Here is a 25,630-nt window from a genome sequence, read left to right on the forward strand (position 1 = left end):
CATCGAGGAGGAATCACCCATGCCGTCAGATGCCTACAACGCCGCGGTTGCCGCGCTGAAGCAGCAGATGCAGGAGTCTGCTGGCGGCCCTCCACCTGATTTGGCTACGACCAGGGCCGGTTTTGAGGCGGGTTACAGCTCGATGCCCGTTCCCGACGGAGTGAGCTTCACCTCGGTTGACGCTGGAGGGGTTCCCGCCGAGTGGGTCACACCTCCAGAGGTGGAGGGAAATCGGACCATCTTGTACCTGCATGGCGGCGGCTATGTGGTGGGCAGCCTCAACACCCACCGACATGTGGTGAGCCGTATGGCGCTGGCCGCCAAGGCACGGGTGTTGAACGTTGACTACCGCCTCGCCCCCGAAAATCCCTATCCGGCAGCGCTGGACGACGCCATGGCCGCGTGGCAATGGCACTTGGCCAATGGGGGAGAGGCCGCCCACACCGCCATCTCCGGCGATTCCGCGGGCGGGGGCCTGGCCATCGCGCTGTGCATGAAGCTGCGGGACGAAGACCTGCCGCTTCCAGCATGTGCCGCACCCATCTCGCCGTGGACTGATCTGACTTTCTCAGGCGATTCCATGACCGACCGGGCTGACCGCGATCCCTTGTTGGCGGGAGCCGACGGCCTGTCGGGCATGGTCATGGCCTACGCCCAGAGCACAGACGCCTCCGATCCCTACGTCTCCCCAGTGTTCGGCACCTTCGACAATCTGCCCCCCATGATGATCCAGGTGGGAACCGAAGAGGTGCTCTACGACGACAGCACCCGAGTGGTCAAAGACATCGAGAACGCCAACGGCTCAGTGGAGTTCCGCCCCTGGCAAGACATGATGCACGTCTGGCACCTGCTGGCCGGCGTAGCCCCCGAAGCCGAAGAAGGGATCGCCGAGCTGGCTGCGTATATCGCGGAGCAGACCTAACTAGCAGCCAACTGGGCACCCAGGGTGCGGAGTTGCTGGGTGCCGGCGCCCAGGCTGCACTCGATGTGCTTGTTCCACAGGGTGTAGCGGTGGAGGGGGTAGTCGACGCTGACGCCCATGCCGCCATGGACGTGCTGGGTGGCGTGGGCGACGTCGTGGGCCCAGTGGGAGGCGTACCACTTGGCGATGGGCAGGCGCAGCAAGGCGTCGTTGCCGTGGGCCAAGTCGTAGAGTACGGCGCAAGTACAGAGCCGCACCGCCTCCACATGCATGAACTGGTCGGCAAGGCGTTGGGTGACCGCTTGGAAAGTGGCCACCGGTCGGCCGAACTGCTCTCTTTCCGAGGTGTACTCGGCAGCGAGGCGCAGCGCCCGGTCGACCACCCCTACCTGAGTGGCGCACAATAGGGCCACCGCCCGATCGGCCAGCCACGCCACCGACGCGCCGTCGGCGGCGCCGAGCGGCTTGCACGGGACGCCGTAGAAACTCACCTGGTGGACGGGCTGGAGCCGAGTGGACATGCCCGCCTCCATGGTGACTCCTTCGTCGGACAAGTCCACCAAGAACAGCCCGGTGCCGCTGATGGTGCCGTTGTCGGTGCCGTCATCGAGCCCGGCCACCACCACGATCTTGGACGACTCGGCAGCGAACTCCACCACCTCCTTGGTGCCCACCAGCTTGCCGTCCACCACCCGGGCCATCGGGCTGGCGATGTCGTCGTTGAGGTACTCCTGGAGGCCGACGGTCATCACGTTGGACCCCGACGCGCAGCCAGGCAGTTCCCGTTGGCGCTGCTCATCGCTTCCGAAGGCATCCACCGCCAGCGCGGCTAAAATCCCGCTCCACAGCGGCACCGGGGCCACATGGCGTCCTTGGGCTTCCAGCAACTGGCCGACGGCGATCAGATCCAGGCCTCCACCGCCCACGTCCTCGCCCAAGCCGATACCCACAAGCCCGGCCGCGGCCAGCTCGCCATAGAGATCCCGGTCGAACCACTCGTCGGCGGCCTCGATCTCCATGAGCCGCTCCATGTCGAGCCGGTCGCCCATGATCCGATTGGCCAGTTCGGCTACTGCTTCCTGCTCTTCGCTCAGAGAGAAATCCATTGCTCGACCTCCTACTTGCGGCGCTTCTCGCGGGGCAGGCCGAGGCCGGCCATGCCGATGATGTCGCGCTGGATCTCGTTGGTTCCGCCGCCGAAGGTCAGGATCCAGCAGCTCCTATAGGACTCCTCCATGCGGCTGGAGAATTCGGCGTGAGGCGATCCCTTCTTGAGATGCCCGGTTGCCCCCACTACCTCGGTGAGCCCGGAGTAGATGAGGTGCATGGACTCCGAGCCCCACACCTTGATGGTGGAGGCCAGAGCCGGGCTCACGTTGTTGCCCACGGTGGACTCGTAGGCCACTTTCCAGTTCAACAGATCGAGGAACTCCACTCGGGCCCGGCACTCGGCCAGCTTGACCTGCACCCACTCCTGGTCGATCACCCGGCGGCCGTCGGGCAGCTTGGCCTCTTTGGCCCACTCAACGGCCTGGCTCACCAGGTTGGCGATGCCCCCTGAGGCGCACAGCGACACCCGCTCATGGTTGAGCTGGTTGGTGATGAGGCCCCAGCCCCCGTTCACCTCGCCCACGCGAAGCCAGTCGGGCACCCGCACGTTGTCGTAGAACGTGGACGTGGTGTGGGAATTCCCCATGGTGATGAACGGCTGGATGTCGAAGCCCGGGTCGTCGGCGGGGGCCAAGAACATGGTGATGCCCTTGTGGGCGGGAGCATCGGGGTCGGTGCGAGCCGCCAGCCACACGTAGTCGGCGTCGTAGGCCAGGCTGGTGAACTGCTTTTGACCGTTGACGATCCACTCGTCGCCGTCGCGCACCGCCTTGGTCTTGAGGGCAGCCAGGTCGGTTCCCGCGGTGGGCTCGGAGTAGCCGATGGAAAAGTGCATCTCGCCGGCCAGTATCTTCTTCAAGAAGAAGTCCTTTTGGCGGTCGGTGCCGTACTCCCGGATGGTTGGGCCCACCGTGTTGATGGTGAGGAACGGAACCGGCACCTGGGCGGCCCAGGCCTCATTGAAGAAGATGTACTGCTCGATGGGGGTGAATCCCTTGCCGCCATATTCCACAGGCCAGCCAACACCCAGCCAGCCGTCGCTGCCGATCTGGCGGATCAGCGCCTTGTAGTCCTCGTTGGCCTCGGTCTCGGTGTGGCGGATCTTGGCCCGCACCTCGTCGGTCATGAGGTTGGAGAAGTACCTCCGCAGCTCTTGCTGAAGCTCTAGCTGGTCATCGGTCAACTCGACGCGCATGTGCCTAGTGTGCCAGCCCTGGCCATAGCTGGGCTATCCAAGGTCGGCGGCTGTGCCGGTAGCCTCTCGGCAATGCTGGTCGTGGGCCTCACCGGGGGGATCGGAGCGGGGAAATCTACTGCGGCGGCTCGGTTTGGCGAGCTGGGCGCGGTTGTGGTCGACGTGGATGGCATCGGTCGGGAGGTGCTGGCTCCAGGGGGGCGGGCTGAGTCGGAGGTGGTCGAAGCCTTCGGCCCCGGGATCCTGGACGAGAGCGGCTGCATCGACCGGGGAAAGGTGGCCGCCGAGGTGTTCGGCCAACCCGACCGGCTGGCAGCCCTCGAGGCGATCAGCCATCCGGCCATAAACGCCGAGTTGGACGCCAGGCTCCAGGTTTTGGCCCAAGACAAAGATGCAGAGGTTGTGGTTTTGGACATGGCTGTGTTGGCAGAGAGCCGCCTTGGGCAGCTGGAGTCAGGGCGGGGCTACACCGTTGTGGTGGTGGTGGAGGCTCCTGGGGAGGTGCGCTTGCCCCGGCTCATCCAGCGGGGCCTCACCGAGGAGCAGGCCCGGGCGCGAATGGCCAGCCAGGCCACCGACGCCCAGCGCCGGGCTCTAGCCCATCATGTCATCGTGAACGACGGCAGCCCCGCTGATCTGTCAGCGGCCGTCGACCAGGTGTGGGCCAAGCTGACAAAGCACTAGCCCGAGCCCGTCAGGAGCGGGGGACTTCCTCCCAGGGCTGGCCCTTGAAGGGGTCGGGCTCTTTGGGAAGACCCAGAACCCGCTCGCCGATGATGTTGCGCTGCACCTCGTTGGTGCCCCCGGCGATGGCCATACCCGGTGCGCTGATGACTGCGCTGGCCCATTCGTCGGCACCCTCTTCGGCCCCGTCCCACGCCTGGCCGGACGGCCCGGCCAGCTCCATGGCCACATCAGCAGCCCGGCGGCTCAGCAGGGCGGTGTTCAGCTTGGCTATCGACCCCTCCGGTCCGGGGGCCTTACCCGACGCAGCGGCCTGGCGAATCCGCATTCCGACGAATTTCTGGATGCGCTCGCGGATGTAGAGATCGGCCAGCGCGTCGCGCACCACCGGGTCGCGGTGGCGTCCCCGCCGCCGGGCCTCATTGATCAGCTTGGTGCTGCTCATGGACTGGGACATGGCCCCGCTTCCACCGGCCCCGATGGCCACCCGCTCATACATCAGCATGGCAACGGCCACGTTCCAGCCGTTGCCCTCGTCTCCGACCAGGCACCCGTGGCCCACCCGCACGTCGGTCAGATAGACCTCGTTGAAGTGAGAGCTCCCGTTGATCTGGCGCAGCGGCCTTATGTCCACGCCGGGCAGCGACAGGTCGACGATGAACATGGACAGACCTCGATGCTTGGGCTGGGCTGGGTCGGTGCGGGCCACGCACAAGCCGTAGTCGCAGTACTGGGCGCCTGAAGTCCACACCTTTTGGCCGTTCAGCACCCATTCGTCGCCGTCGCGCACCGCCCTCATGGCCAAAGAGGCCACGTCGGAGCCAGCGCCGGGCTCGGAGAACATCTGGCACCAAATCTCGTCGCACCGGATGATGCGGGCCTGGTGGCGGGCCTTCTGCTCGGGGGTGCCGAAGTCGTTGATTACCGGCAGGCACATGCCGTGGGAAATGGCCGTTGGGACCAGGGGCGCCTGGTACTTGGAAATCTCTTGGTTGAACACCTCCACATACCCCTTGTCCAGCCCCAGCCCGCCGAACTCGACGGGATAGGTGATGCCCCCAAGGCCAGCGTCGGACAGCGCGCCGTGGAATCGGCGGCATTCGGCTACCAGAGAATCTTCGGTCCACTCCACTGGCGGCCCGCTGCGGGGGGCGGCGTTGTCGGCAAGGAACTCTTTGGTTCGCCGCCGAAACTCATCAAGCGCAAGGGTCATGGCCAAAGACTAACTAGTGGTGTGTCACAGGCCTCCATAGAGTGGAAGAACCACGCTAGGCCGCGGGCCGAACGGCTTCGGCTGGGTCCATTCGCGATGCCCGCCATGCCGGATACAGCCCGGCTACCAGTCCCACACCGACCGTTACGGCCAACCCGATGACTATGAACAAAGTCTCAATGGTCAATGGCCAGTCCAGGATTCGGGTAACCGCTGCCACCACTCCGAGTCCGAGAATTATGCCCATCACACCGCCGAGCAGGGTCAACAGCACCGACTCGATGAGGAATTGTGCGGCTATATGGGCCCTCTTGGCCCCCAGGGCTCGGCGCACCCCTATTTCGCCCCGGCGCTCCAGCACCGAGATCAGCATGATGTTGCCCACTCCGATGGCTCCCACCACAATGATGACCACCACCAGCAGGCTGAGCAGCGATTGGAAATTCTCGCTGATGATCTCTCGGGCCTCTAGGTCGAGCGACGACACCGCCACCTCGCCGGGGGCCTCGGGGTTGGCCTGGCGGGGGAGTAGCTCCCGGACCTGTTCGATCACGTCCAGATCAGCCTGCACCCAGATGCGCTCGGGGTTGTCGCCGGCGTCGTAGAGGTTTTCGGCTACGGAGACTCCAATGAGCGCGGCCCGGTTCAAGGTCAGCCCCTGGCTGATGGTGAACGGTTGAAGGACGCCGATCACTGCGAATTCGTGGCCGGAGATGTGGACGGTTGGGTTGGCGTAGAGCTGGTCGAAGCCCAGAACTTCGGCGGTGTCGGATCCGAGGACCACGGTGGGAACTTGCACCGTGGCTGCATCATGGAATCGGCCGTGGGCAATTCCGCCCCGCAGCGGGATGAGAAGGTCCAAATCGTCTTCTTCTACGGCGAACAGCCGGATACCCCCCGTCTCTACTTCGGGTATGTAGTCGGTCTTGCGCATAGTGGCCGGGACCCGGCGAATGGAGGCCACCACATCCACCAGATCCCGCATGTGGGTGTCGATGGCCGCGGCGGCTCCCGGCAGCAGTTCGGGGTCTCCGGCAAAGGAGGTGCCGGGGGTCAGCTCCAACACGTCGATTCCCTGTTCCAGCAGATCGCGCTGGGCGTCGGCCTCACCAGAATTGATGATGCCCACCAGCGCGATGAGAGAGGCCACGCCGATGGCGATGCCGATGGCCGCCATGGCGGTTCGGCCTTTGCGAGTCCGCAGCCCCAGCGTGCCCAGCGACAGGGAGTCGCGGATTCGCAGCCTGCTGCGGGAAGAGCCCGACGGGCCGTCGCGGATTCGCCGCTTTCTGCTAGCCATCTCAGGCTTTCGCCGAATCGTCGCCGCCGGCCTCGGGGTTGGGCTGATGTTCTCCCGTATCGTGGCTGATGAGGCCGTCGAGAATGGCCACCGACCGGGGCATCCGGTCGGCCAAATCCCGATCGTGGGTGATGATCACGATGGTGGAACCGGCCCGGTTCAGCTCCAAGAACAGCTCCACGATCTCCTCGGTGTTCTGCGAGTCGAGGTTGCCGGTGGGCTCATCAGCCAGCACGATGGCCGGGTCGCCCACCAACGCCCGGGCGACGGCCACCCGTTGGCGCTCACCGCCGGAGAGCTTGCCGGGCCGCTGTTTCATTCGGTGGCCAAGTCCGACTCGTTCCAGCACCTCGCGGGCCATCTGTCTCCTCCAGCGGAGACTGAAACCCTGGTAGAGGTTGCCGGTGGCCACGTTGTCGAGGGCAGACAGCCCCTCCAACAGGTGGAACTGCTGGAATACGAACCCGATGCGGTGGCCCCGCACCCCGGCCACCTCGCGGTCGGCCAGGTCGGAGAGCCTTTGACCGTCTACCACCACCTCACCCGAACTGGGGCGGTCCAGTGCCCCCATGATGTTCAACATGGTGCTCTTGCCCGACCCCGAGGGGCCGACCACTGCCACCAGCTCGCCCGCACAAATGGTGACGTCGACGCCGTCCAAAGCCCGGACCGGCGGCGAGCCCGGATAGTGCTTCGCCACCTGGTGTAACTCCAGCACTTTCCGGGGCTCAATCGTCATCAGGACTCGCCTCTAGTTGCTGTACGGCTCGGGGCCGTACCGGCATTAGGGGATGCGCACCAGGTCGCCCACTTCGAGGTCGCCGTCGGTGATCTCGACAAAGGCGTCAACGAACGTTCCCACCTCAACCGGCACCAAGGTCGTCGACCCGTCGACGACCACCTCCACGACGAAGCCGCCGTTGACCGTGGCGATCAGCGCCGAAGCGGGCACCACCAATGCGTTGGGGGTTACCTGCTTGGTGATGGTCCACTTCACCGGAGCAGCGTCGAAGCGGGCAGAAGCCTCCTCGTCGAGCAGGATGATGATGACCTCGATGGTGGGATCAGCCAGCCCGCCAGTCTGCGCGTTGGGCAGCCGCTTGGCCACCCTGGCTACCTCTGAAACAACGCCCGGGCTGACCCGGCCGTCGGGCAGCTCGACTTGCACGTCGTCTAGCTCGTTCACGATCTCGGCATCGCCGGGATCGAGATTGCTGACAATTTCCTGGTACTGGCCGGTGATGGAGAAGGCGGCCGCCTGGGGCCCCAACTGCTGGCCTACCGCGACGTTCACCGACGAGATGCGGAAGGGCTCTTCGATGAACACCACGAAGCCCATGTCGATTATGCCGGTCTCGTCGACTCCCAAGCGGTTCTGCCACTCCTGCACCACATCCTCGGTGACCGGGGTGAAGTTCTCGTTGACGGTCATCTCCTCCCAGCCGGGAATCTCCATGTCGGCCAGCGCCTGCTCGAGCTGCACAACATCGGGCCCGTCTTCCATCTGGCTCTGGAAGGGCCGATACATGGGGCGCTCTCCCCGCAGGAGCACGATCGGATAGCTGTTCACCTCGAAGAGCGTGGCCCCCACATCGAGCACTTCGCCCTCTTCGGGCAGAAGCCCGGTGACGATCCCCGAAGTGTTGGTGTACAGCGGTTCGGGATCGCCGAATCCCAGCGTGCCGTCGAACTCCTCGGTGTCGATCAGGTCGCGCCGCACCACTTCGGCGGTGTTCAGCTCTTCGGTGTCGCGCAGTATCCTCTCGGCGGCCGAAGAAGAGACCGAAGGGGTGGTCACGCCATCGGTCCTCGGCGCGGGGACCTGGGTGCTGGTGGCGCTCTGGGTGGCTGGTGCGGCGGTCGGCGCCGATGGGGTGGGGGTTTCGGGAGACGAAGCGGCGGCCAAATTGGGCTCCGCTCCCCCCATTACCGGCAGACACACCCTCAACGCCGCCTGGATTTCGGAGGTTACGCCGGAGCCGTCGCCTTGTCCGGGGAATCCGCTTTCGGGATATTGGCCGAAGTCGGGATCGGGGAAGTCGTCCACTCCCTGGTCGCGCATGCACTTCGAGAAGCCCACCGCGTTCTCCTCCCGCTGCGCCTGCTGGGCGTTGGTGTCCTGCTGGGGCGCGAGAGCGATCAGCTCGCTGAACACGCTGGCGCAAGCTTGAAGGGCCGGGGCCAAACCCGGCTGGGTGAAGCTCACCCCGGCGTCCTGCATGGCTCTAAGGAACGAGGCCTGGTCGACGATCTGGGAGCTGTCGATATCGGGGAAGTCGGGGAACCCTTCGTCGCGTATGCAACGGGAGAAGTCCACGAAAGCCTCGTCGCGCAATTTCAACAGCTCTTCTTCTGACAGCTCGGTTTCGGCCTCGGTGTCGGCCTGGGCGGGAACCAGGGCTTCCATCGGCTCGACCGGCTGGGTCTCAGCCGGGGTCGGCGCAGCAGTCGGCGCTGCCGGTGGATCGGCCACATTCTCCAGAGCCTCAAACAGGCCTTCGGGCAATACCTCGCTCAGGTCGGTGGTGACGACGCTATTGGAGTCGTCGCCCGGCGCGGTTCCGCATGCCCCGGCTGCCAAGGCCAGAGCTGCCAGGATGCTGAAAATCCATCGGGTTTGTCTTGAGTGATTCATCATTCATCCAGTTCAAATAAGCGACGGGCGTTGCCGCCGGCTACCGCGGCCTTGTCCTCGTCGGACAGGTCGGATTCCAAGAGCTGACCCAGTATGTGGCTGATGCGCTGACCGAGCGGCCAGGAATAGAGGTCGGTGCCGTAGACATAGCGGTGGGCGCCGTGTTGGCGCACGTGGTTGGCAATGAAGTCGAAATTGTACGAAAGACTGCAATCGAACACCAGATTGGGGTAGGTGGCGGCTAGATGGCCGCAGTGTTTGGTGCCCTCGTGGGTGGAGTAGCCGTCTAGCACCAGCATGGTGAGGTCGGGGTGGCGGGAAGCGAGCTGGCCCACTTTCCACAGCGACTCCTCGGCAGTCTCATCCAGCGCATGGATCACTGGCAGCAAGCCCAGCTCGCCCATGGCCCCTATGTAGGTGGATACCCAGTGGTTGTCGATGCTCACCCCCTGAAAACGGGTGTGAAAGCTCATGCCCACCAGGCGCAGCGGGCCGGCAGCCCGCTCCAGTTCGGCCAGGCTGACCTCGCCGTCGCGGGGCTCCACAATGCCGATGGCCACCGGGAAACGATCAGGGGTGGCATCGCGGTAGGCGGCGATCTGGTCGTTCACCGCCTGGGTGTCGGCGTGGCCGTTGGGCCGCAGGTAGCCGTGGCCGGGGATCACCGCGGCCTGGTCGACGCCGCCGGCCTCCATGATCTCGATGCGCTTGGACAGCTCTAGGGCGGCATAGGCATCGGGATCGGGGGCTTGTTCGGGGGGCAGGCCCAACGCTCCTGAGGCATCGCCCACATGGTGGTGGACGTCAAAAACCGAAATGCCCGACGAGCTGACCATGGCTATCGCCGCTTGAACTCTGGCTTTCGCTTTTGGCTGAAGGCCAAGGGGCCCTCTTTGGCGTCGTCGCTCTGGAAAACCGCCCAGCCATACTCGAACTCGTGGGCCAGGGCCTCTTCCTCGGTCATGCCGTCGGTTTCGTGCAGGGTGCGCAAGATGGCCTCCACGGCCAGCGGGCCGTTCTCGCAGATGGTGGCCGCTATCTCCTTGGCCTTGGCCAGGGCTTGGCCGTCGGGCACTACCTGGCCGATGAGACCGATCTGGGCTGCTTCGGCCGCGGTGATGTGCTTGCCGGTGAGGAGGATCTCAGCAGCATGGGTATAGGGGATCTGGCGGCGGAGGCGCACCGCAGATCCGCCCATCGGGTAGAGCGACCAGCGGGCTTCGGAGACCCCGAATCGGGCGCTCTCGCCGGCTACCCGGATGTCCATGCCCTGGAGGATCTCTGTGCCACCGGCGATGGCCACGCCCTCCACTGCGGCGATGATCGGCTTGGTGGGCCGGTAACTGCGCAAAAGCGCCTTCCAGTGGAGTTCGGGGTCGGCGGCCTGGCGGGCGGCCACATCGATTTCCGGGTCGGCGTTGCCGGCGTTACCGCTCATGGCCTTGAGATCGGCACCCGAGCTGAAATTGCCCCCCGCGCCGGTCACGATGATGCAGCGGATGTCGTCGTTGTTGTCCGCCTCCTCGTAGGCGTCCAACATCCGCACCATCATCGCCCCTGACAGGGCGTTGTACCGCTCGGGGCGGTTCATGGTGATGATGATGGACTGACCTTCGCGTTCCACGATTGCATCGGGCACCGGCTGATCTCCTTTGCTAGATCTTGAGCTGCGAAGTGGCGCAGCCCCCGCAAACTAGTGGGCCAGCGGCGAATTGGGCGAAACGACCGGCCTTAGACGGGCTTCAGACGTCGAGGGCTTCAAAGTCCTCGATTGGCGGACAGGCGCAGAACACGTTCTTGTCGCCGTGGGCGCCGTCGATGCGGCCGATCGGAGGCCAGTACTTGCGCTCCATTACGCCAGGAAGGGCGAACGCGGCTTGCTCCCTGCTGTACGCGCGATCCCAGTCGCCGTCGGTGATTGCCGCCGCAGTGTGGGGGGCGCGGCGCAATGGGCTGTCTTCCATGACGATAAGCCCGTCGGCCACCTGGTCGATTTCGGCCCTGATGGCGGTCATTGCGGCCACGAAGCGGTCGAGTTCCGTTTTGGACTCCGACTCGGTGGGCTCGACCATCAAGGTGCCGGCCACGGGGAACGACACGGTGGGGGCATGGAAACCGAAATCGATGAGCCGCTTGGCCACGTCCTCCACGGTGACGCCGGTCTGGGCGTGGAGCGGGCGCAGATCGATGATGCACTCGTGGGCCACGAGCCCGTTCTCACCGGTGTAGAGCACTGGGAACAGGCCGTCGAGATGCTTGGCCAGATAGTTGGCGCTTAGCAGGGCCACTCCGGTGGCCTCGGTCAGCCCCTCTGCGCCCATGGCCGCGATGTAGGCCCAAGAGATGGGCAAGATACCGGCCGACCCCCACGGTGCGGCCGAGACTGCGCCCACACCGGTAGACGGGCCGGCTTCGGCCACCACCGGATGGTTGGGCAAATGGGGGACCAGGTGCGCTCCGACCGCCACCGGGCCCACTCCCGGCCCACCCCCGCCGTGGGGGATGCAAAACGTCTTGTGCAGGTTCAGGTGGGACACATCGGCGCCGAACTGGCCGGGCTGGGCCACTCCCACCAAGGCATTCAGGTTGGCCCCGTCCAGATACACCTGCCCGCCGTGGGCGTGGATCAGATCGCACACCTCGGTCACGGTGGCCTCATACACCCCGTGGGTGGACGGATAGGTGATCATCAGGGCGCTGAGCCTGTCAGCGTGCTCCACCACTTGGGCCTTCAGGTCGTCCATGTCCACGTTGCCGTCGTCGTCGCACTTGACCACTACCACCTTCATCCCGGCCATAACCGCGCTGGCCGCGTTGGTGCCGTGGGCCGAGGCAGGGATCAGGCAGATGTCCCGCTGGGTCTCGCCTCGGGCCGCGTGGTAGCCCCGGATGGCCAGCAGCCCGGCGAGCTCCCCCTGGGAACCGGCGTTGGGCTGGAGCGATACGGCGGCGTAGCCGGTAATGGCCACCAGCATCTGCTCTAGTTCGGCGATCATCGCCCGGTAGCCCTCGGTTTGATCGGCGGGGGCAAACGGATGCATCTGAGCGAACTCGGGCCAGCTCACCGGCTCCATCTGGGTGGTGGCGTTGAGCTTCATGGTGCACGACCCGAGCGGGATCATGGTGCGGTCCAAGGCCAGATCTTTGGAGGCCAGGTGGCGCAGATAGCGCAGCATCTCGGTTTCGCTGTGGTAGCGGTGGAATGTCGGGTGGGTCAGGTAGTCGCTGGCCCGGACGCCGTCGTGGGGGAGGGCATCAGGGGTCTCGGCGTCGAGGACGTCGAAATCCCGGGTGTCGGCCGCGATGCCGAAGGCCCGCCACAGGGCGACCACCGTAGCCCGGGTGGTGGTCTCATCTAGCGAAAAAGCCACGGTGTCGTCGTTTACTGGCCGCAGATTCAGCCCTTCGGCCAATGCGGCCGCTATGACATCGGCGGCTCGACCCGGCACTCGGACGGTGACCGTGTCGAAGAAGTGCTCAGCGGCGATCTCGTAGCCGGACTGACCCAGCCGGTCGGCCGCGATGGCTGTCAGGCGGTGGACCCGCCGGGCGATGCGGGCCAGCCCTACGGGACCGTGGTAGACGGCGTACATGGCGGCCATCACTGCCAACAGCACCTGGGCAGTGCAGATGTTGCTGGTGGCCCGCTCCCGGCGGATGTGCTGCTCCCGAGTTTGCAGGGTCAGCCGGTAGGCCACTGCACCGGCATCGTCGATGGACACGCCGGCCAAGCGGCCGGGCAGCGACCGCATGGCCGACTCCGGCACCGCAATGAACCCGGCGTGGGGGCCGCCGAAGCCCAAGGGCACTCCGAATCTCTGGGACGACCCCACCACCGCGTCGGCCCCCAATTCGCCGGGCGGGGTCAGTAGGCACAGCGCCAAGAGGTCGGTGGCCACCGCCACCAGGGCGTTCACGTTGTGGGCTGCGGCGATGATCCCGCTCAGATCGCCTATGCGCCCCGAGCTGCCGGGATACGACACCAGCATTCCGAACGCTCCATCGGCGAGCTCTTCGATATTGGCCTGCTCCAAATCGGCGACGACTACCTCGATACCCAGCGGTTCCGCCCGGGTGGCCACCACGTCGATGGTCTGGGGGTGGGTGTCGGCGTCGACGATGAACCGGTCGTCGGGGGCCTTGCGATTGAGCCGCCGCAGCAGCGTCATTGCCTCGGCCGCGGCGGTGCCCTCGTCCAGCAGCGAGGCGTTGGCCATGCCCATGGCGCACAGGTCGGTGACCATGGTCTGGAAGTTGACCAGTGCCTCCAGGCGGCCCTGGGAGATCTCCGGCTGGTAGGGGGTGTAGGCGGTGTACCAGGCCGGATTCTCCAACACGTTGCGGCGTATCACTGCCGGTGTGATGGTGTCGTAGTAGCCCATGCCGATCAGCGAGGTGGCCACCGTGTTGCGGTCGGCCAGCGCCCGCAGCGCCTCGGTGGTGGCCGCCTCGGTCATTCCCGGCGGCAGCTCCAGAGGGCCGTTGGAGCGGATGTTGGGAGGAACGGCGGCGTCTACCAGAGCCGAAAGGCTGCGGTACCCCAGTTCGGCCAGCATGGCGGCCTGGTCCTCGGTCCCAGGCCCTATGTGGCGGGCTCGGAACTCGTCGCGGTTCTCCAAAGCCGCGAGGTTTTCCGGAGAGGCAGGAAGAGAAGGCACGATAGTTGGCTGTTTATGGTGCTCCAGCGGCACCGTCAGTCATTCCGTAGCGGTGGAAGGGACCGAAGAAGCCGTGCTCGTACAGGCCGTAGCCCACATTGCCGTCGTAGGTATAGCGGCCAACATGGTCAACCACGCCGTACTGCCCGATGGGCTTGACCTCGGTGTCGACGTCTAGCACCTTGCCCTGAACCACCAATCCGGGACCCTGGTACATGCCGTGCCGCCAGTCTGCGTCCATGCCGTATCCGGTACCCACAGACACAAAGTTTACCAAGAGGGGCTGGCAATCAATCTCGATTCCAGCTTCTGGGAAGGAGATTGTGGAGTGGGTAAGCACCCGAGTACCCGACTCGAAAGTGTGTTCGTGCTCGGAACGGCCGAGATCCTCGTCGGGTCGGCCGTCGACCCACACTCGCTTGCCCTCGACTAGTCGCCGGGTGCCGTCGTCGGCCTCATTGTTCATGTACAAGATGGCGTGGTCGTCGAACATCATCGGGAAGTAGTTCCACATCCCGGACATGACATTGATGCCCTGTCGGATGCCGTCGCCTTCGGGTTCGCCCACCGGGCGGATGCCCCAGGAGCGGTCGCGGGCGCCGCCCCAGCGATCGGGGGTGACCGCAAAGTCTTCGCCGCCCACCGACAGGGTTCCCTCCCACCGGCCGAGCTGGGCGAAGCGCTGGGTGTTGAAAACCACCCGCCCCTCGCTGCGAATGTACTGGTTGGGCTCCTCCATGGCACGGATGGAGGCATCCCAGGTGACGTCCATGGCGATGGAGTGCTCGTTGGGCTCCACGATGTAGCGCACCTTCTTCAGGGGCTCGATGACCTCGATGCGCATGGGGCCGACTGACATGTCCATCCGGTCGGTGAGGGGGCGAGAGCCCCTCACCACATGGTGCTTGTCGCCCCGGCGGATGCAGCAGAAGGCGTCCTGGACGCCCAGATTGGGGTACTGGCCCATACCGAAGATGGCGAACAGCTCGTCGCTGGACCCGTGCATGCAGAAGTAGTTGCGGTCGTAGAAGTTCCGGTCGGTGGTGCCTGCATGGCGGATCCAGTCGGGGGACTGGTGGACCGGGAACTCGTCCCATGAGGAGATGGCCATTGCCGTCCTTTCGGTATTCCGATGTGCTCGCGGCCTACCTTATGTCTTCGTGATGACCGCTATGGAAGGCAGGCAAGCATGAAGGGCAAGGTGGCTTTGGTGACCGGGGGAGGCAGCGGGATCGGCCAAGCGGCCGCGGTGCTGTTCGCTCGCAAGGGGGCGAAGGTGGCAGTGGCCGATCGCAATGCCGAGGGCGGCGCCGAGACAATCGCCATGGTCGAGGCCGAGGGCGGCGAGGGCCGGTTCTTTGCCGTAGACGTGACCGACGAAAATCAGGTGGCCGGCCTAGTGGCATCCACGGTGTCGGAGTTCGGCAGTCTGGACTGCGCATTCAACAATGCGGGTATCACCCATCCCTCCCGGCTCTTCCATGAGCTCACGCTGGACCAGTGGGACGAGATGATAGCGGTGAACCTGACCTCGGTGTTTCTCTGCATGAAGCACGAGATCATCCAGATGCTGGCCCAGGACGACGGCGGGGCCATCGTCAATACCTCATCGGGCGCGGCCATAATCCCCGCACCCGGTCAGCCCCACTACACCGCGGCCAAGCGAGGCGTGCTGGGGCTGACCACCTACGCGGCCGATGAGCTAAATGGCAAGGGCATCCGGGTCAACGCCGTTTGCCCGGGCATGATCGACACTCCGATGGTGGCATCGTGGCGGGAGTCGAGCCCCGAGATGGCCGAAGCAGTCGTCCAGATGATGCCGGGCGGGCGCCTGGGGCTGCCCGAGGAAGTAGCCGCGGCCGCGGTGTGGCTGTGCAGCGACGAAGCCCGCTGGGTATCGGGCGACACCATGGTGGTGGACGGCGGGATGCTCAACCGCTAGCAGGCCGGGGGCATCTGATGCCTAAGCTGCTGGCGTGACGACGACAAGGACGCAAGTGGCCGCGGTTGAGGGGCTGTTTACTTTGGATGTCGACGAGCCCCGGCTGATCGGGGGGCGGGCTCGGAGCCGGGGCTCCTACTTCTTTCCCAAGTCGTTGGCCGGTTCCGATCCGGCTTGTTTGGGCGACGAGATCGACGAGGTGCTGCTCAGCCGCACGGGACGGCTGTGGTCGTTCACCACTGGTGAGTACGCCCCGCCGGCGCCCTACGTGATCCCCGGCGACGAGTTCGTCCCCTATGTGATCGCCGCGGTGGAACTGGCTGAAGAAAATCTGGTGGTGCTGGGGCAGGTAGTGGCCGGCGTGTCGGTGGACGAGTTGTCGGTGGGCATGGATATGGAGCTGGTGATCGACGTGCTCTACTCCGATGACGAGCACGATTATCTGGTGTGGAAGTGGGCCCCGGCGGGCCATATCGAGAACGGAGAAGGCTGATGGATGACATCGCCATTTTGGGTGTGGGTATGCACCCGTGGGGCAAGTGGGGCCGCAATTTCACCGAGTACGGGGTGAAAGCGGCCCGCGACGCCCTGTCCGACGCCGAGGTGGGCTGGGAGGAGATCCAGTTCGTGTCGGGGGCCAACAGCGTGCGGTGCGGCTACCCCGGCTATGTGTCGGGATCCACGTTCGCCAACGCCCTGGGGTTCACCGGCTGCCAGCTGGCCAGCTCCTATGCGGCCTGTGCCTCGGGAGCTACCGCGCTCAGCATCGCCCGGGCCCAGATCTTGTCCGGGGTGTGCGAAGTAGCCTTGGTGGTGGGGGCCGAGACCACCCCCAAGGGGTTCTTCGCCCCCAACGCCGGCGAGCGCCACGAAGACCCCGACTGGCTGCGCTTCCACTTGGTGGGCGCCACCAACCCCACCTACTTCGCGCTGTATGCCCGGCGGCGAATGGAGCTGTACGGCGACACGCCCGAGGACTTCGCGGCGGTGAAGGTAAAGAACTCCCGTCACGGGGTATTCAACCCCAACGCCCGCTACACCAAGGAGTACGACGCCGACGACATCGCCAACTCCCCGATGGTGGCCGACCCGCTGCGCCTGCTGGAGATATGCGCCACCTCCGACGGGGGCGCGGCGCTGGTTGTGTCGAGCATGGAGTGGGCGGCCAGCCGAGGAATGACCGACCCGGTGAGGGTGTCAGGCATATCCACAGTGAGCCCCACCTATCCCAACAGCGTGATCGAACTTCCCTATCTGGCGTCGGACTCGTGGGCCGCGGTGGGCGACGAGACCATGACGTTCAAGGACAACATCGCGGGCCGGGCCTACGAGGAGGCCTCGGTGTCGCCCGAGGATCTGGACTTTGCAGAGGTGTACGACCTGTCGTCGGCCTACGAGCTCGACTGGTACGAGCACATCGGCCTGTGCGAGCGGGGCGACGCCGCCAAGCTGCTGCGAGCGGGCGACACCGCTCTGGGCGGGCGCATCCCGGTGAACCCGTCGGGCGGGCTGGGGGCCTTCGGTGAAGCCGTGCCGGCCCAGGCCATCGCCCAGGTGTGCGAGATGGTATGGCAGCTTCGAGGCGAGGCCGGCCACCGCCAGGTGGAGGGCGCCAAGGTGGGCCTTTCCATCAACCACGGCATGTTCGGCCACGGCTCCTCGGTGATCTGTACCCGGTAGTCGGTTGAGCCTCTCCCCGCCGGTAGCAATTCGCTCTGGCTAGAGTGCCGCCATGGCACCACCTGACCTGCTCAGTTCAGACGAAGACCGCTACGACGTCTACCGGGTGTACCGGGATGACTACCCGTGCTTTCACGACGAGGCGTCGGACACCTGGTTCGTGAGCCGCTACGCCGATGTAGAGCACGTGTTCAAGAACCCGGCGTTCAGCACCGACATGTACGAGTGGATGATCGAGCCGGCCCACGGCCCGACACTGTTGTCCAAGCACGGGGCTGAACACTCACGCTATCGGAACTTGGTGGCGCCGTTCTTCCGAGGGGCAATCCTGGAGAGCGACTTCATGCCCATGATCGAGGCCCAGGCCCGCTCGATGATCGACCAGTGGATCGCCGACGGGAGCTGCGATCTGGTCGAGGGCTTGTCGAGGTACCTGCCCATCAAGGTGATCGTGGCCATGCTGGGGCTGCCCGACGAGGACCACTCCAAGTTCCAAGACTGGTACGAATCAATCAACCGATTCGTGTCCAACATCAACCAAGACCCCGACATCATCGCCGAGGGGGAGCAAACCCGGGAGGAGTTCCAGGAGTACCTGATGCCGGTCATCGCCGAGCGGCGGCGCAACCCCGGCAACGACCTGCTCTCGAACCTGGTCACCGCGGAGATCGACGGCAGCGGCCTCTCGGACATCGAGGTCAAGTCGTTCACCAGCCTGCTGCTGACCGCCGGGGGAGAGACCACCGACAAGGCCATAGCCAGCCTGTTCAAGAACCTGCTGGAGCACCCCGACCAACTTGAGCAGGTGCGCAACGACCGCTCCATGGCAACCATGGCCGTGGCCGAGACCCTGCGCTACAGCCCACCCGCCCACTGGATCCAGCGCCTGCCTCATGAGGAGGCCGAGCTGCCCTCGGGCACGGGCACCATTCCCGCCGGGGCCACGGTGACCGGCATCATCGGGGCGGCCAACCGGGATGAGCGCAAGTACACCCACACCGATCCCGAGCTATTCGACATCAATCGCCAGGACCTCCCGGCGTCCAGCGCATTTGCGGCCAACGCCGAGCACACCACGTTCTGCTTCGGCCGCCATCACTGCGTGGGCTCCTATCTGGCCAAGGCCGAAATCGAGGCCGCGCTCAACATCGTTCTGGACTGCACCGAGAACCTCCGGTTGGCCGACGGGTTCGAGGCCCAAGAGGTCGGCGTGTTTCTGCGGGCCCCCGCCGAGCTCCAAGTGGAGTTCGACCCGGCGTAAAACTAGTGAGGAAAAGGGCGATTGGTGCCCTTTTCACGAGTTTCCTACTATTGGAAGCTCAAGCGTTCGACTTGCGCTCAATCGTCCGGAGAGGGGACAAACATGAAACGATCTTTGTGGAGGGTGCTGGCAGGGCTGCTGGCGTTGACGTTGGTCGCAGGAGCGTGCGGCAACGACGACGACAGCGAAGTAGCTGCCGGTTCCGACATCACCATCGGCTATCTCCAGTGGATCTACGCTGATGAGGCTGGGAAGAGGATTGAAGACGCAGCCAAAGAGGCCGTTGAGTTCTTCGGATGGAGCTACGAGACCTGCGACGCGGCGGGCGATCCAGCCCAGATGCCGGTGTGCGGAAACCAGCTTTTGGACAAGGACATCGACGTGATGCTCACCGACGGCATTCCCGAGGCGTTTATCACCGACGTGTTAGAGCGGGCCGAGGAGGAGGGCATTCCCGTGCTCTCCGCCGGCGGCGAAGTGGAGCCCCGCGACTTCTACATCGCCAGCTTTGCCTCCGATGACACCGACCTGGGTGTGCAGTTGGCCAACTATCTGGTGGACCAGTTCCCCGGCGGCGCCCGCATTATTGTGCAGTCCGTTCCCACTGCGTGGAGCGACAAGCGCATTGAGGGCTTGAATTCGGTCATCCAGGGCAACAACATCGAGATCGTCGACCAGTGGGAGGGCGACTTCGCCGACCTGGTGGCCGGCACCGAAGCCGACGTGACCACCAAGCTCCAGCAATTCGACGACATCGATGCAGTGTGGATCAACTTCTCGGTGGCTTCCATCGGTGCCGCCCAGGCCATCGGCGCTCTCTACGAGGCCGATGATCCGGATCGCCCGCAACTGCTGACCTTCTACGCCAATCCCACCACCGTGAACGACATCCGGACCGGCCGGGTGGATGCCGCGGTGGACGAGAAGCTGGAGTGGCAGAGCTGGGCTCAGGTCGACGCGGTTGCCGCGTGGCTGGAGAACGGCACAGAGCCCAGCCAACAGCGGGCCCCGAACTATGACGGTCGGAACTTCTCGGTCCGCCAAGTGGTCACCATCGACACGGTGAACGCCATGCCGGCCGACAGCACCGAGGTTCCCGCCCCGGACCCACCCGGTGACTACGAGGAGTACTTCCGCAACAAGTGGTGCGACGAGTACGAAGGTCTGCCCAACTGCTGAGGCAGTGATCCCGCACCTTCGGGTGCAGGCTAGAACATGATTGAGCCGGTGACGGAAGCATCCGTCACCGGCTCAATCGCGTCCAGCGACTAGTTTCAACGCAGGGGAGGAAGCGAATGGCTGAAACAACCACTGTCCCGGTGCCGCCAGAGTCGGCCAAGTCAGGATCGGGGGGATCGCGTTCAAGGTTCGATGTGCTGTCGTTCATATCGACGTACGGGGTCTTCATCACCCTGGTGGCATGCATCGTGATCTTCACGGTGCTCGACAGCGACTTCATCGAAATCGACAACCTGCGCACCCAGCTCGGTTTGGCTGCACCGCTGCTCATGCTCTCGCTCGGGCTCACCGTTGTGCTGGCCATGGGCGACTTCGATCTGTCCATCGCCGGGACGCTCTCGGCCAGTGCGGCAGCGATCGTGATTTTGATCGTGAACCACGACTGGCCGTGGGGTCTGGCGGTGCTGGTGGGGGTGGCGTTCGGCCTCGGCATCGGGGCCATCAACGGCCTATTGGTGTCATACGTGGAGATGCCCTCGTTCATCACCACACTGGCCACCTTTTTGATTCTGCTGGGCGTCGAATACATGATCAGCGACGGGCGCAACATCACCGGTGCGGCCGATATGCCGGACCTCTATCGGGACCTCGGCATCGGCAAGCCAGAGCCGCTTACCGAGTTCACCTCGCCGGTGTGGATCGCCGCCGGTCTGGCCATCATCTTGTGGCTGATGATGTCCAAAACCGAGCTGGGGCGGTACATGTACGCCATCGGCGGCAATCCGGAGGCGGCTCGGCTGTCGGGCATCAACGTCAAGGCATTGCGGGCACTGGGATTTGTGGTCGTCGGCTTCGTGGCGGTCATCGCCGCGGTGTCTCAAACGGCTCGGACCGCCTCCTCCATCCCCCGTGTCGGCATCTCTTTGCTTCTGTCGGCCTATGCGGCGGCGTTCTTGGGGGCGGCGGCCTCCCGGCAGGGCCTGTTCAACGTTCCGGGCACCGTGCTCGGGGTGATCTTCTTGCAGGCAGTGCAGTCGGGGCTGACCATCTTGGGATACGACCGTGACATCTTGGATATCTCCCGGGGATCGATCCTGGTCTTGGCCATGCTGCTCACGGCACTGGGAGCAAAGCGGCGATGACCGCTCCAGCACCGGAGGTGAGGGCTCCGCTGCTCGAAGTCTCCGGGGTGACCAAGCGCTACCCCGGTGTGCTGGCCGTGGACGATGTGACCCTGTCTCTGGAGGCCGGAGAGATCGTCGGGCTGGTGGGCAAGAACGGCGCGGGCAAGAGCACGCTGATCAAGATCATCGCTGGGGCTGAAAGGGCGGACGAAGGCCATTTGTCCCTGAGCGGCGAGCCGCTCGATCTGCACCGACCCCATGATGCAACGGTGGCCGGGCTGGCCTTCGTCCACCAAGACCTCCAAGACGTGGGCGACCTGTCAGTGGCCGAGAACGTGAGGATGGGCCTCGGCTACCCCCGAAAGCTGGGCCTGTTCGTGGATTGGGCAGAGTTGCGCCGCCAAGCCGCCGGGTCGATCGCCCGGTTGGAGGCGGAGATCAATCCCCGCCAGCTGGTGGGAAAGCTGAGCGTGGCCCAGCAGCGGCTGGTGATGATCGCCCGGGGGCTGGCCCAGCAGGCCCAGCTCTTGGTGTTGGACGAACCCAGCGCATCGCTCACCGATGAAGAAATCGAGCACCTGTTCGCCGTGGTGCGCCGGTTGCGGGACGATGGAATGGCCGTGGTGTATGTGTCGCACCGCTTGGAGGAGATATTCGAGCTCACCGAGCGGGTCATCGTGATGCGCAACGGGCAGTTGGTTGCCGACGAGCCCACGACATCGTTGGACCGTGGCTCGCTCATCTCGCATATCACCGGACACGAGCACGCCCAGACCGCATCCGAGCGGAGAGCCAGCCGGGGAGTAGGGGGAAGACCTGAGGCTGAGGTGGTGTTGGAAGTGGACGGAGTGAGCGCCGACACCGGCGTGCACGATTGCTCCTTCGACGTGCGCAAGGGAGAGATTCTGGGATTGGGGGGGCTGGTGGGCAGCGGTCGTACTGAGTTGGTGAGGGCAGTATTCGGCGCTGATCATCGTCGAGAGGGCACGATTCGAGTTCACGGCCAGAAGATTAAGGAGAACCATCCATCTGAGTCCATGGCGGCCGGTCTGGCCCTTCTGCCCGAAGACCGCAAGACCCAGGGAAACATCATGGACTTCAGCGTGCGCAACAACATCACGCTGGCTTCTTTGGATCGCCACCGGCTGCGGCCGCGGGTGCCGGCGCCCTCGGTGCGGTCGGAGAAGCAGGCTGCCGACCAGCGGATAAATCGCTTGAGCATCGCCACTCCCCACGACCGCCAGCTTGTGCGGCTGCTGTCGGGAGGCAACCAGCAGAAGGTGGTGATCGCCAAGTGGCTGGAGCAGGGGGCCGACGTATTGATCTTTGATGAGCCGACCATCGGGGTGGATGTGGACGGCAAGGAGGAGATCTACGACATTATGGAAGAGCTGGCCGCTGCGGGGAAGGCAGTGGTGTTCATCTCGTCGGAGTTCTCGGAGCTGGTCGGGGTGTGCCATCGGGTGCTGGTGCTGAGTGAGGGCCGCATCATCGGCGAGCTAGAGGACGACGCGGTCACCGAGCCGGCCATCGTGGAGCTCTGCTACAGCCAGCACTGATGGGCAGCCGTTGGTGTGGGTAGTGTCACTGCTGGTCGGTACTGTGTTCGGCCACGGGCTCTTTTGAGCTGAGAAGTAGACGGACGACCAGAGGCGAGAATGAAGAAGCTCCTCATCCTGTTGTTCAGCGTGGCCTTGATCGCGGCCGCATGTTCGGACAGCGAAACTCACATTCCAGTAACCGGGCAGATCGGCGCCGCCGGAGACACCGACGCTGAAGACGAAGCCGCGACCCCTGAGGCCACCGCTGAACCCACCGCTGAGCCCACCGCTGAGCCCACCGCCATGTCTGAGGCTGCGGAAGACGAGGAAGCCGCAGCTCAGCCTGAGTCACCGCAAGCAGATGATGGATGCCAAGCAGGTGAAGAGGCCGCAGCCGAGGAGGGTCTGCTCCCGGTGGATCCCGAGGTGAAGATCGGCACCTTGGACAACGGGCTCACCTACTACGTTCGCTCCAATGACAGCCCGGGCGGCGCGCTCTCACTGCGGCTCGCGGTTAACGCTGGGTCGCTCAATGAGCCGATCGAGGGGGCCGGGTATGCCCACTTCTTGGAGCACATGCTGTTCAACGGCACCGAGAAGTACCCGGGCAACGAGATCACCGACGCTCTGCAAAGCATCGGAGTGGAGTTCGGACCGGACATAAACGCCTACACCTCCTATGACGAGACCGTCTACATGCTCGATTTGGTCATAGACGAGGAAGAGGGGTCGGTGGACACCGCATTCGAGGTGCTGGCCCAGTGGGCGCACGCCGCCACCATCGCTCCCGTAGATGTGGAAGAGGAGCGGGGCATTATCCGCGATGAGTATCGCCGGAGGGAGGAGACGGGCGAAGGTGTCATCCATCAAGTTTTCGACGGGATGTATGTTCAGGGCACCCCCTACGAGGGCAAGGATCCGATCGGCACGGTGGAAGTGATCGAGGCGACCACCGCTGAGGATCTGCGGGCGTTCTATGAGACGTGGTACGTGCCGTCCAACATGGCAGTGGTGGCGGTGGGCGATTTGCCTGTAGACACGCTGGAGGACCTCGTTGAGGAGTATTTCTGCGACATCTCCGCGGGCGAGACGCCCTCTGTGCCCGACAACGGGTCGGCCCTGAACCCGGAGGCGACCTTCGACATAGCCACGTCGCCTGAGCAGTCGTACCCATACCTCTCTTTGGATATCCGCCTGCCGTCTTGGGATCCCAACACCGTTGAGGGCGACCGCCAGCTATGGATCGAGGAGGTCATCGGCATCATGGTGGGGAACCGCTTGCAGGACGGATACGAGCAGGGCTTTTTGTCGCAGATCGATCCAACCCACTGGTCGACGTTCTCCTACACGCGCGGCCTGCGGTACTACGGCACCAATATGCGGGCCGACGACTATTCCGCCGCCCTCACCGACTACTGGTCTTTGCTGTTGAGTCTCGCCGAGCATGGCTTCAGCGATGTCGACCTTGAGCGGGCGGCCAATGCCATCAGAGCCGACTTGGAGTCGGCAATTGACGCATCCCCCACCATCCAGGATCGCGGACGCGCCGGCCAATACACGGCGCACTTCTTGGAAGGCAGGGACATAGGTCGGATAGAGGACACCGCGGAGCGGGTAGATGCCCTGCTCGATGAGATCCAGGTCGACGACCTCAGCGGCCGCTACCGGGAGATCTTGGCCGAGAGCGGGCTGATCATGATCGCGGTGGGCCCCGATCCCTCTGAAGTTCCCAGCGTCGAAGAGATGCGAGCCGCGCTGGAAGCAGCCGCGCCGGGCGAGTTGCCGGCCCAGGCCGGGGAGGCGACGGAATTGCTGGCCGCGCCCAGCCCGGTTGATCCGGTGTCCGAGGGGCCGATCGAGGCGATTGCCGACGAGCTGGACGATGCTTACGAGTGGACCTTCGACAACGGCGCCCGGGTCATGTACGCCTATTCCGATATTGCTGAGAACCAAGTCAGCTTGGACGCCATCTCTTGGGGCGGCTGGTCGGCGCTCTCCGAAGGCGATCGTCCTCTAGCCCAGTATCTGGTAACCCGGGCAGTGGGCAACAGTGGCCTGGGCGACTTGAGCCCAACGCAGATCTCCCGCTATCTGGACGACCGCAACGCCCAAGTAGGGCCGTATATTGCCGAGACCACTGAGGGAATTTCGGGAGCATCTGACACCGAAGGCGTGGAGACGATGTTCCAGCTCATGCACTTGTACATGACAGAGCCTCGGGTGGACGAGCAGGCCTTTGCCGAAGCGGCCAACATCGGCGAGATCATCTTGTCACTGTCGCAGTCCGACCCCGATTGGCAGGAGGGGGTGGCCTTTGTTGAAGAGCGCTATGGAGATGCTCTCGGTTGGTTCAACCTGATTCCCTCCCAGCAGATACTGGACTCGATAACTGCCGAAGAGCTGTTGGACATCTACCAGCGACGCTTCGACGGGGTGGACGACCTTGTCGTGGTTGTCGTCGGCGATGTTGACCGCGACGTGGTGGAGCAAATGGCCCGAACCTATGTGGGAACGCTTCCCGCCAGGGAGGCCGACAGCTACGTAAACCGGCGCACACCGGAGCCTGATGGGGTCGTGCGCCGTGAGGTTGTGCTCGGCCCCGACAACCAGTCAACGTCGGTGTCGTACAGCTACGAGGCTTCGCTGGATGTGAACCCTTCGACGCAGGTAGCGGTCAGAGTGCTCGACGTGATCATCGACACACGCCTAGTTGAGGATGTCCGGGAAGACCTGGGCGACACCTACGTAGTCAGTTCATTCCTCGGCCAGAGCTTCACGCCAGAGCCCAGGGTCACCGGAGAAGTTGTCGCCACCGGCGCCCCCGACCAAATGGACACCATCGAAGCGGAGATGTCCCGCATTCTGACCGAGGTTCACTCCGGTGAGATCACCGGTGAGGAGTTCGAGCAGGCCCGGGCGGTGGTCGGTGACGACTTCGCGCTGATCGACAACGCCGACTTGGCCAGTGTTCTGATTCGCCGGGCCTACGCCGACGACGATGAGCTGCCAACACCGGAGCGTCTGCTGGAAGAGTTGGAAGCCTTGGAACTGGCAGATGTGCAAGCACTAGCCGCGCTGCTATTCGATCCCGATCAGCACATTCAGATGGTCCGGGTACTGCCCTAGCTGATCAGCGCATTCAGATCATCCGGGTACTGCCGTAGCTGAACAGCGCATTCAGATCAT

Annotated in this window: 20 protein-coding genes; 10 read left to right on the forward strand and 10 right to left on the reverse strand. The window is 64.5% G+C overall.

From position 1 onward, the window contains the following. Positions 1–19: 19 nt before the first annotated feature. Entirely contained in the window at positions 20–922 is a 903-nt protein-coding gene (locus ACOOGG_RS04695; RefSeq protein WP_420432788.1) for an alpha/beta hydrolase, read from the forward strand. Here the strand turns inward: ACOOGG_RS04695 and ACOOGG_RS04700 are convergent. Together ACOOGG_RS04700 and ACOOGG_RS04705 are read right to left on the reverse strand one after the other, a co-directional pair. Further along, entirely contained in the window at positions 919–2,028 is a 1,110-nt protein-coding gene (locus ACOOGG_RS04700; protein WP_420432790.1) for an acyl-CoA dehydrogenase family protein, read from the reverse strand. The genes ACOOGG_RS04695 and ACOOGG_RS04700 overlap by 4 nt on opposite strands. Positions 2,029–2,039: 11 nt before the next feature. Further along, positions 2,040–3,227, reverse strand: coding sequence for an acyl-CoA dehydrogenase family protein (locus ACOOGG_RS04705; RefSeq protein WP_420432792.1), 1,188 nt, complete (start codon positions 3,225–3,227; stop codon positions 2,040–2,042). A gap of 72 nt (positions 3,228–3,299) precedes the next feature. Here ACOOGG_RS04705 and coaE point away from each other — a divergent pair, with 72 nt between their 5' ends. Then, a complete protein-coding gene (coaE, locus tag ACOOGG_RS04710) occupies positions 3,300–3,911 on the forward strand; it encodes a dephospho-CoA kinase (RefSeq protein WP_420432794.1) in 612 nt (203 codons plus the stop codon). A gap of 10 nt (positions 3,912–3,921) precedes the next feature. On the opposite strand, the gene ACOOGG_RS04715 is transcribed toward coaE, so the two are convergent. From ACOOGG_RS04715 to ACOOGG_RS04750, 8 genes are all read right to left on the reverse strand, one after another. Beyond that, entirely contained in the window at positions 3,922–5,124 is a 1,203-nt protein-coding gene (locus ACOOGG_RS04715) for an acyl-CoA dehydrogenase family protein (RefSeq protein WP_420432796.1), read from the reverse strand. A gap of 55 nt (positions 5,125–5,179) precedes the next feature. After that, positions 5,180–6,424, reverse strand: coding sequence for an ABC transporter permease (locus ACOOGG_RS04720; RefSeq protein WP_420432798.1), 1,245 nt, complete (start codon positions 6,422–6,424; stop codon positions 5,180–5,182). Between the two features lies 1 nt (position 6,425). After that, positions 6,426–7,163, reverse strand: coding sequence for an ABC transporter ATP-binding protein (locus tag ACOOGG_RS04725; protein ID WP_420432800.1), 738 nt, complete (start codon positions 7,161–7,163; stop codon positions 6,426–6,428). A 45-nt stretch (positions 7,164–7,208) separates the two neighbouring features. Beyond that, positions 7,209–9,062, reverse strand: a complete 1,854-nt coding sequence (locus ACOOGG_RS04730; RefSeq protein WP_420432802.1) for a peptidoglycan-binding protein — start codon at positions 9,060–9,062, stop codon at positions 7,209–7,211. Beyond that, positions 9,059–9,895, reverse strand: a complete 837-nt coding sequence (locus tag ACOOGG_RS04735) for an amidohydrolase family protein (protein WP_420432804.1) — start codon at positions 9,893–9,895, stop codon at positions 9,059–9,061. Before ACOOGG_RS04735 ends, ACOOGG_RS04730 begins: the two co-directional genes overlap by 4 nt. Positions 9,896–9,897: 2 nt before the next feature. Beyond that, on the reverse strand, positions 9,898–10,698 hold the full coding sequence (locus tag ACOOGG_RS04740) for a crotonase/enoyl-CoA hydratase family protein (RefSeq protein ID WP_420432806.1): 801 nt from the start codon (positions 10,696–10,698) through the stop codon (positions 9,898–9,900). A 103-nt stretch (positions 10,699–10,801) separates the two neighbouring features. Continuing rightward, positions 10,802–13,717 (reverse strand): aminomethyl-transferring glycine dehydrogenase, encoded by a 2,916-nt coding sequence (gene gcvP, locus ACOOGG_RS04745; protein WP_420432808.1) that lies wholly within the window; start codon positions 13,715–13,717, stop codon positions 10,802–10,804. A 13-nt stretch (positions 13,718–13,730) separates the two neighbouring features. Then, on the reverse strand, positions 13,731–14,828 hold the full coding sequence (locus tag ACOOGG_RS04750) for a hypothetical protein (RefSeq protein ID WP_420432810.1): 1,098 nt from the start codon (positions 14,826–14,828) through the stop codon (positions 13,731–13,733). 78 nt (positions 14,829–14,906) lie between these two features. On the opposite strand from ACOOGG_RS04750, the gene ACOOGG_RS04755 reads away from it, so the two are divergent. The 8 genes from ACOOGG_RS04755 (at position 14,907) to ACOOGG_RS04790 (ending at position 25,570) form a co-directional block, all read left to right on the forward strand. After that, the gene (locus ACOOGG_RS04755; RefSeq protein WP_420432812.1) at positions 14,907–15,659 is read left to right on the forward strand and encodes an SDR family NAD(P)-dependent oxidoreductase; all 753 of its coding nucleotides are present in this window, start codon (positions 14,907–14,909) and stop codon (positions 15,657–15,659) included. A gap of 34 nt (positions 15,660–15,693) precedes the next feature. Then, entirely contained in the window at positions 15,694–16,152 is a 459-nt protein-coding gene (locus tag ACOOGG_RS04760; RefSeq protein WP_420432814.1) for a Zn-ribbon domain-containing OB-fold protein, read from the forward strand. Then, positions 16,152–17,339 carry a lipid-transfer protein gene (locus ACOOGG_RS04765; RefSeq protein WP_420432816.1) on the forward strand — a complete coding sequence of 396 codons (1,188 nt, stop codon included), beginning with the start codon at positions 16,152–16,154 and terminating at the stop codon, positions 17,337–17,339. The genes ACOOGG_RS04760 and ACOOGG_RS04765 overlap by 1 nt, the downstream gene beginning before the upstream one ends. 52 nt (positions 17,340–17,391) lie before the next feature. Further along, the gene (locus ACOOGG_RS04770) at positions 17,392–18,600 is read left to right on the forward strand and encodes a cytochrome P450 (RefSeq protein WP_420432818.1); all 1,209 of its coding nucleotides are present in this window, start codon (positions 17,392–17,394) and stop codon (positions 18,598–18,600) included. A 102-nt stretch (positions 18,601–18,702) separates the two neighbouring features. Then, positions 18,703–19,779: a sugar ABC transporter substrate-binding protein gene (locus ACOOGG_RS04775; RefSeq protein ID WP_420432820.1), complete on the forward strand. Its 1,077-nt coding sequence runs from the start codon at positions 18,703–18,705 to the stop codon at positions 19,777–19,779. 116 nt (positions 19,780–19,895) lie between these two features. Next, the gene (locus tag ACOOGG_RS04780) at positions 19,896–20,921 is read left to right on the forward strand and encodes an ABC transporter permease (protein ID WP_420432822.1); all 1,026 of its coding nucleotides are present in this window, start codon (positions 19,896–19,898) and stop codon (positions 20,919–20,921) included. Next, positions 20,918–22,462: a sugar ABC transporter ATP-binding protein gene (locus ACOOGG_RS04785; RefSeq protein WP_420432824.1), complete on the forward strand. Its 1,545-nt coding sequence runs from the start codon at positions 20,918–20,920 to the stop codon at positions 22,460–22,462. Before ACOOGG_RS04780 ends, ACOOGG_RS04785 begins: the two co-directional genes overlap by 4 nt. Positions 22,463–22,561: 99 nt before the next feature. Continuing rightward, positions 22,562–25,570 carry a M16 family metallopeptidase gene (locus ACOOGG_RS04790; RefSeq protein WP_420432826.1) on the forward strand — a complete coding sequence of 1,003 codons (3,009 nt, stop codon included), beginning with the start codon at positions 22,562–22,564 and terminating at the stop codon, positions 25,568–25,570. The last annotated feature ends 60 nt before the right edge of the window (positions 25,571–25,630 follow it).

Origin of the sequence: Candidatus Poriferisocius sp., from assembly GCF_965214065.1 — a bacterium.
Lineage (GTDB): Bacteria > Actinomycetota > Acidimicrobiia > Acidimicrobiales > Bin134 > Poriferisocius.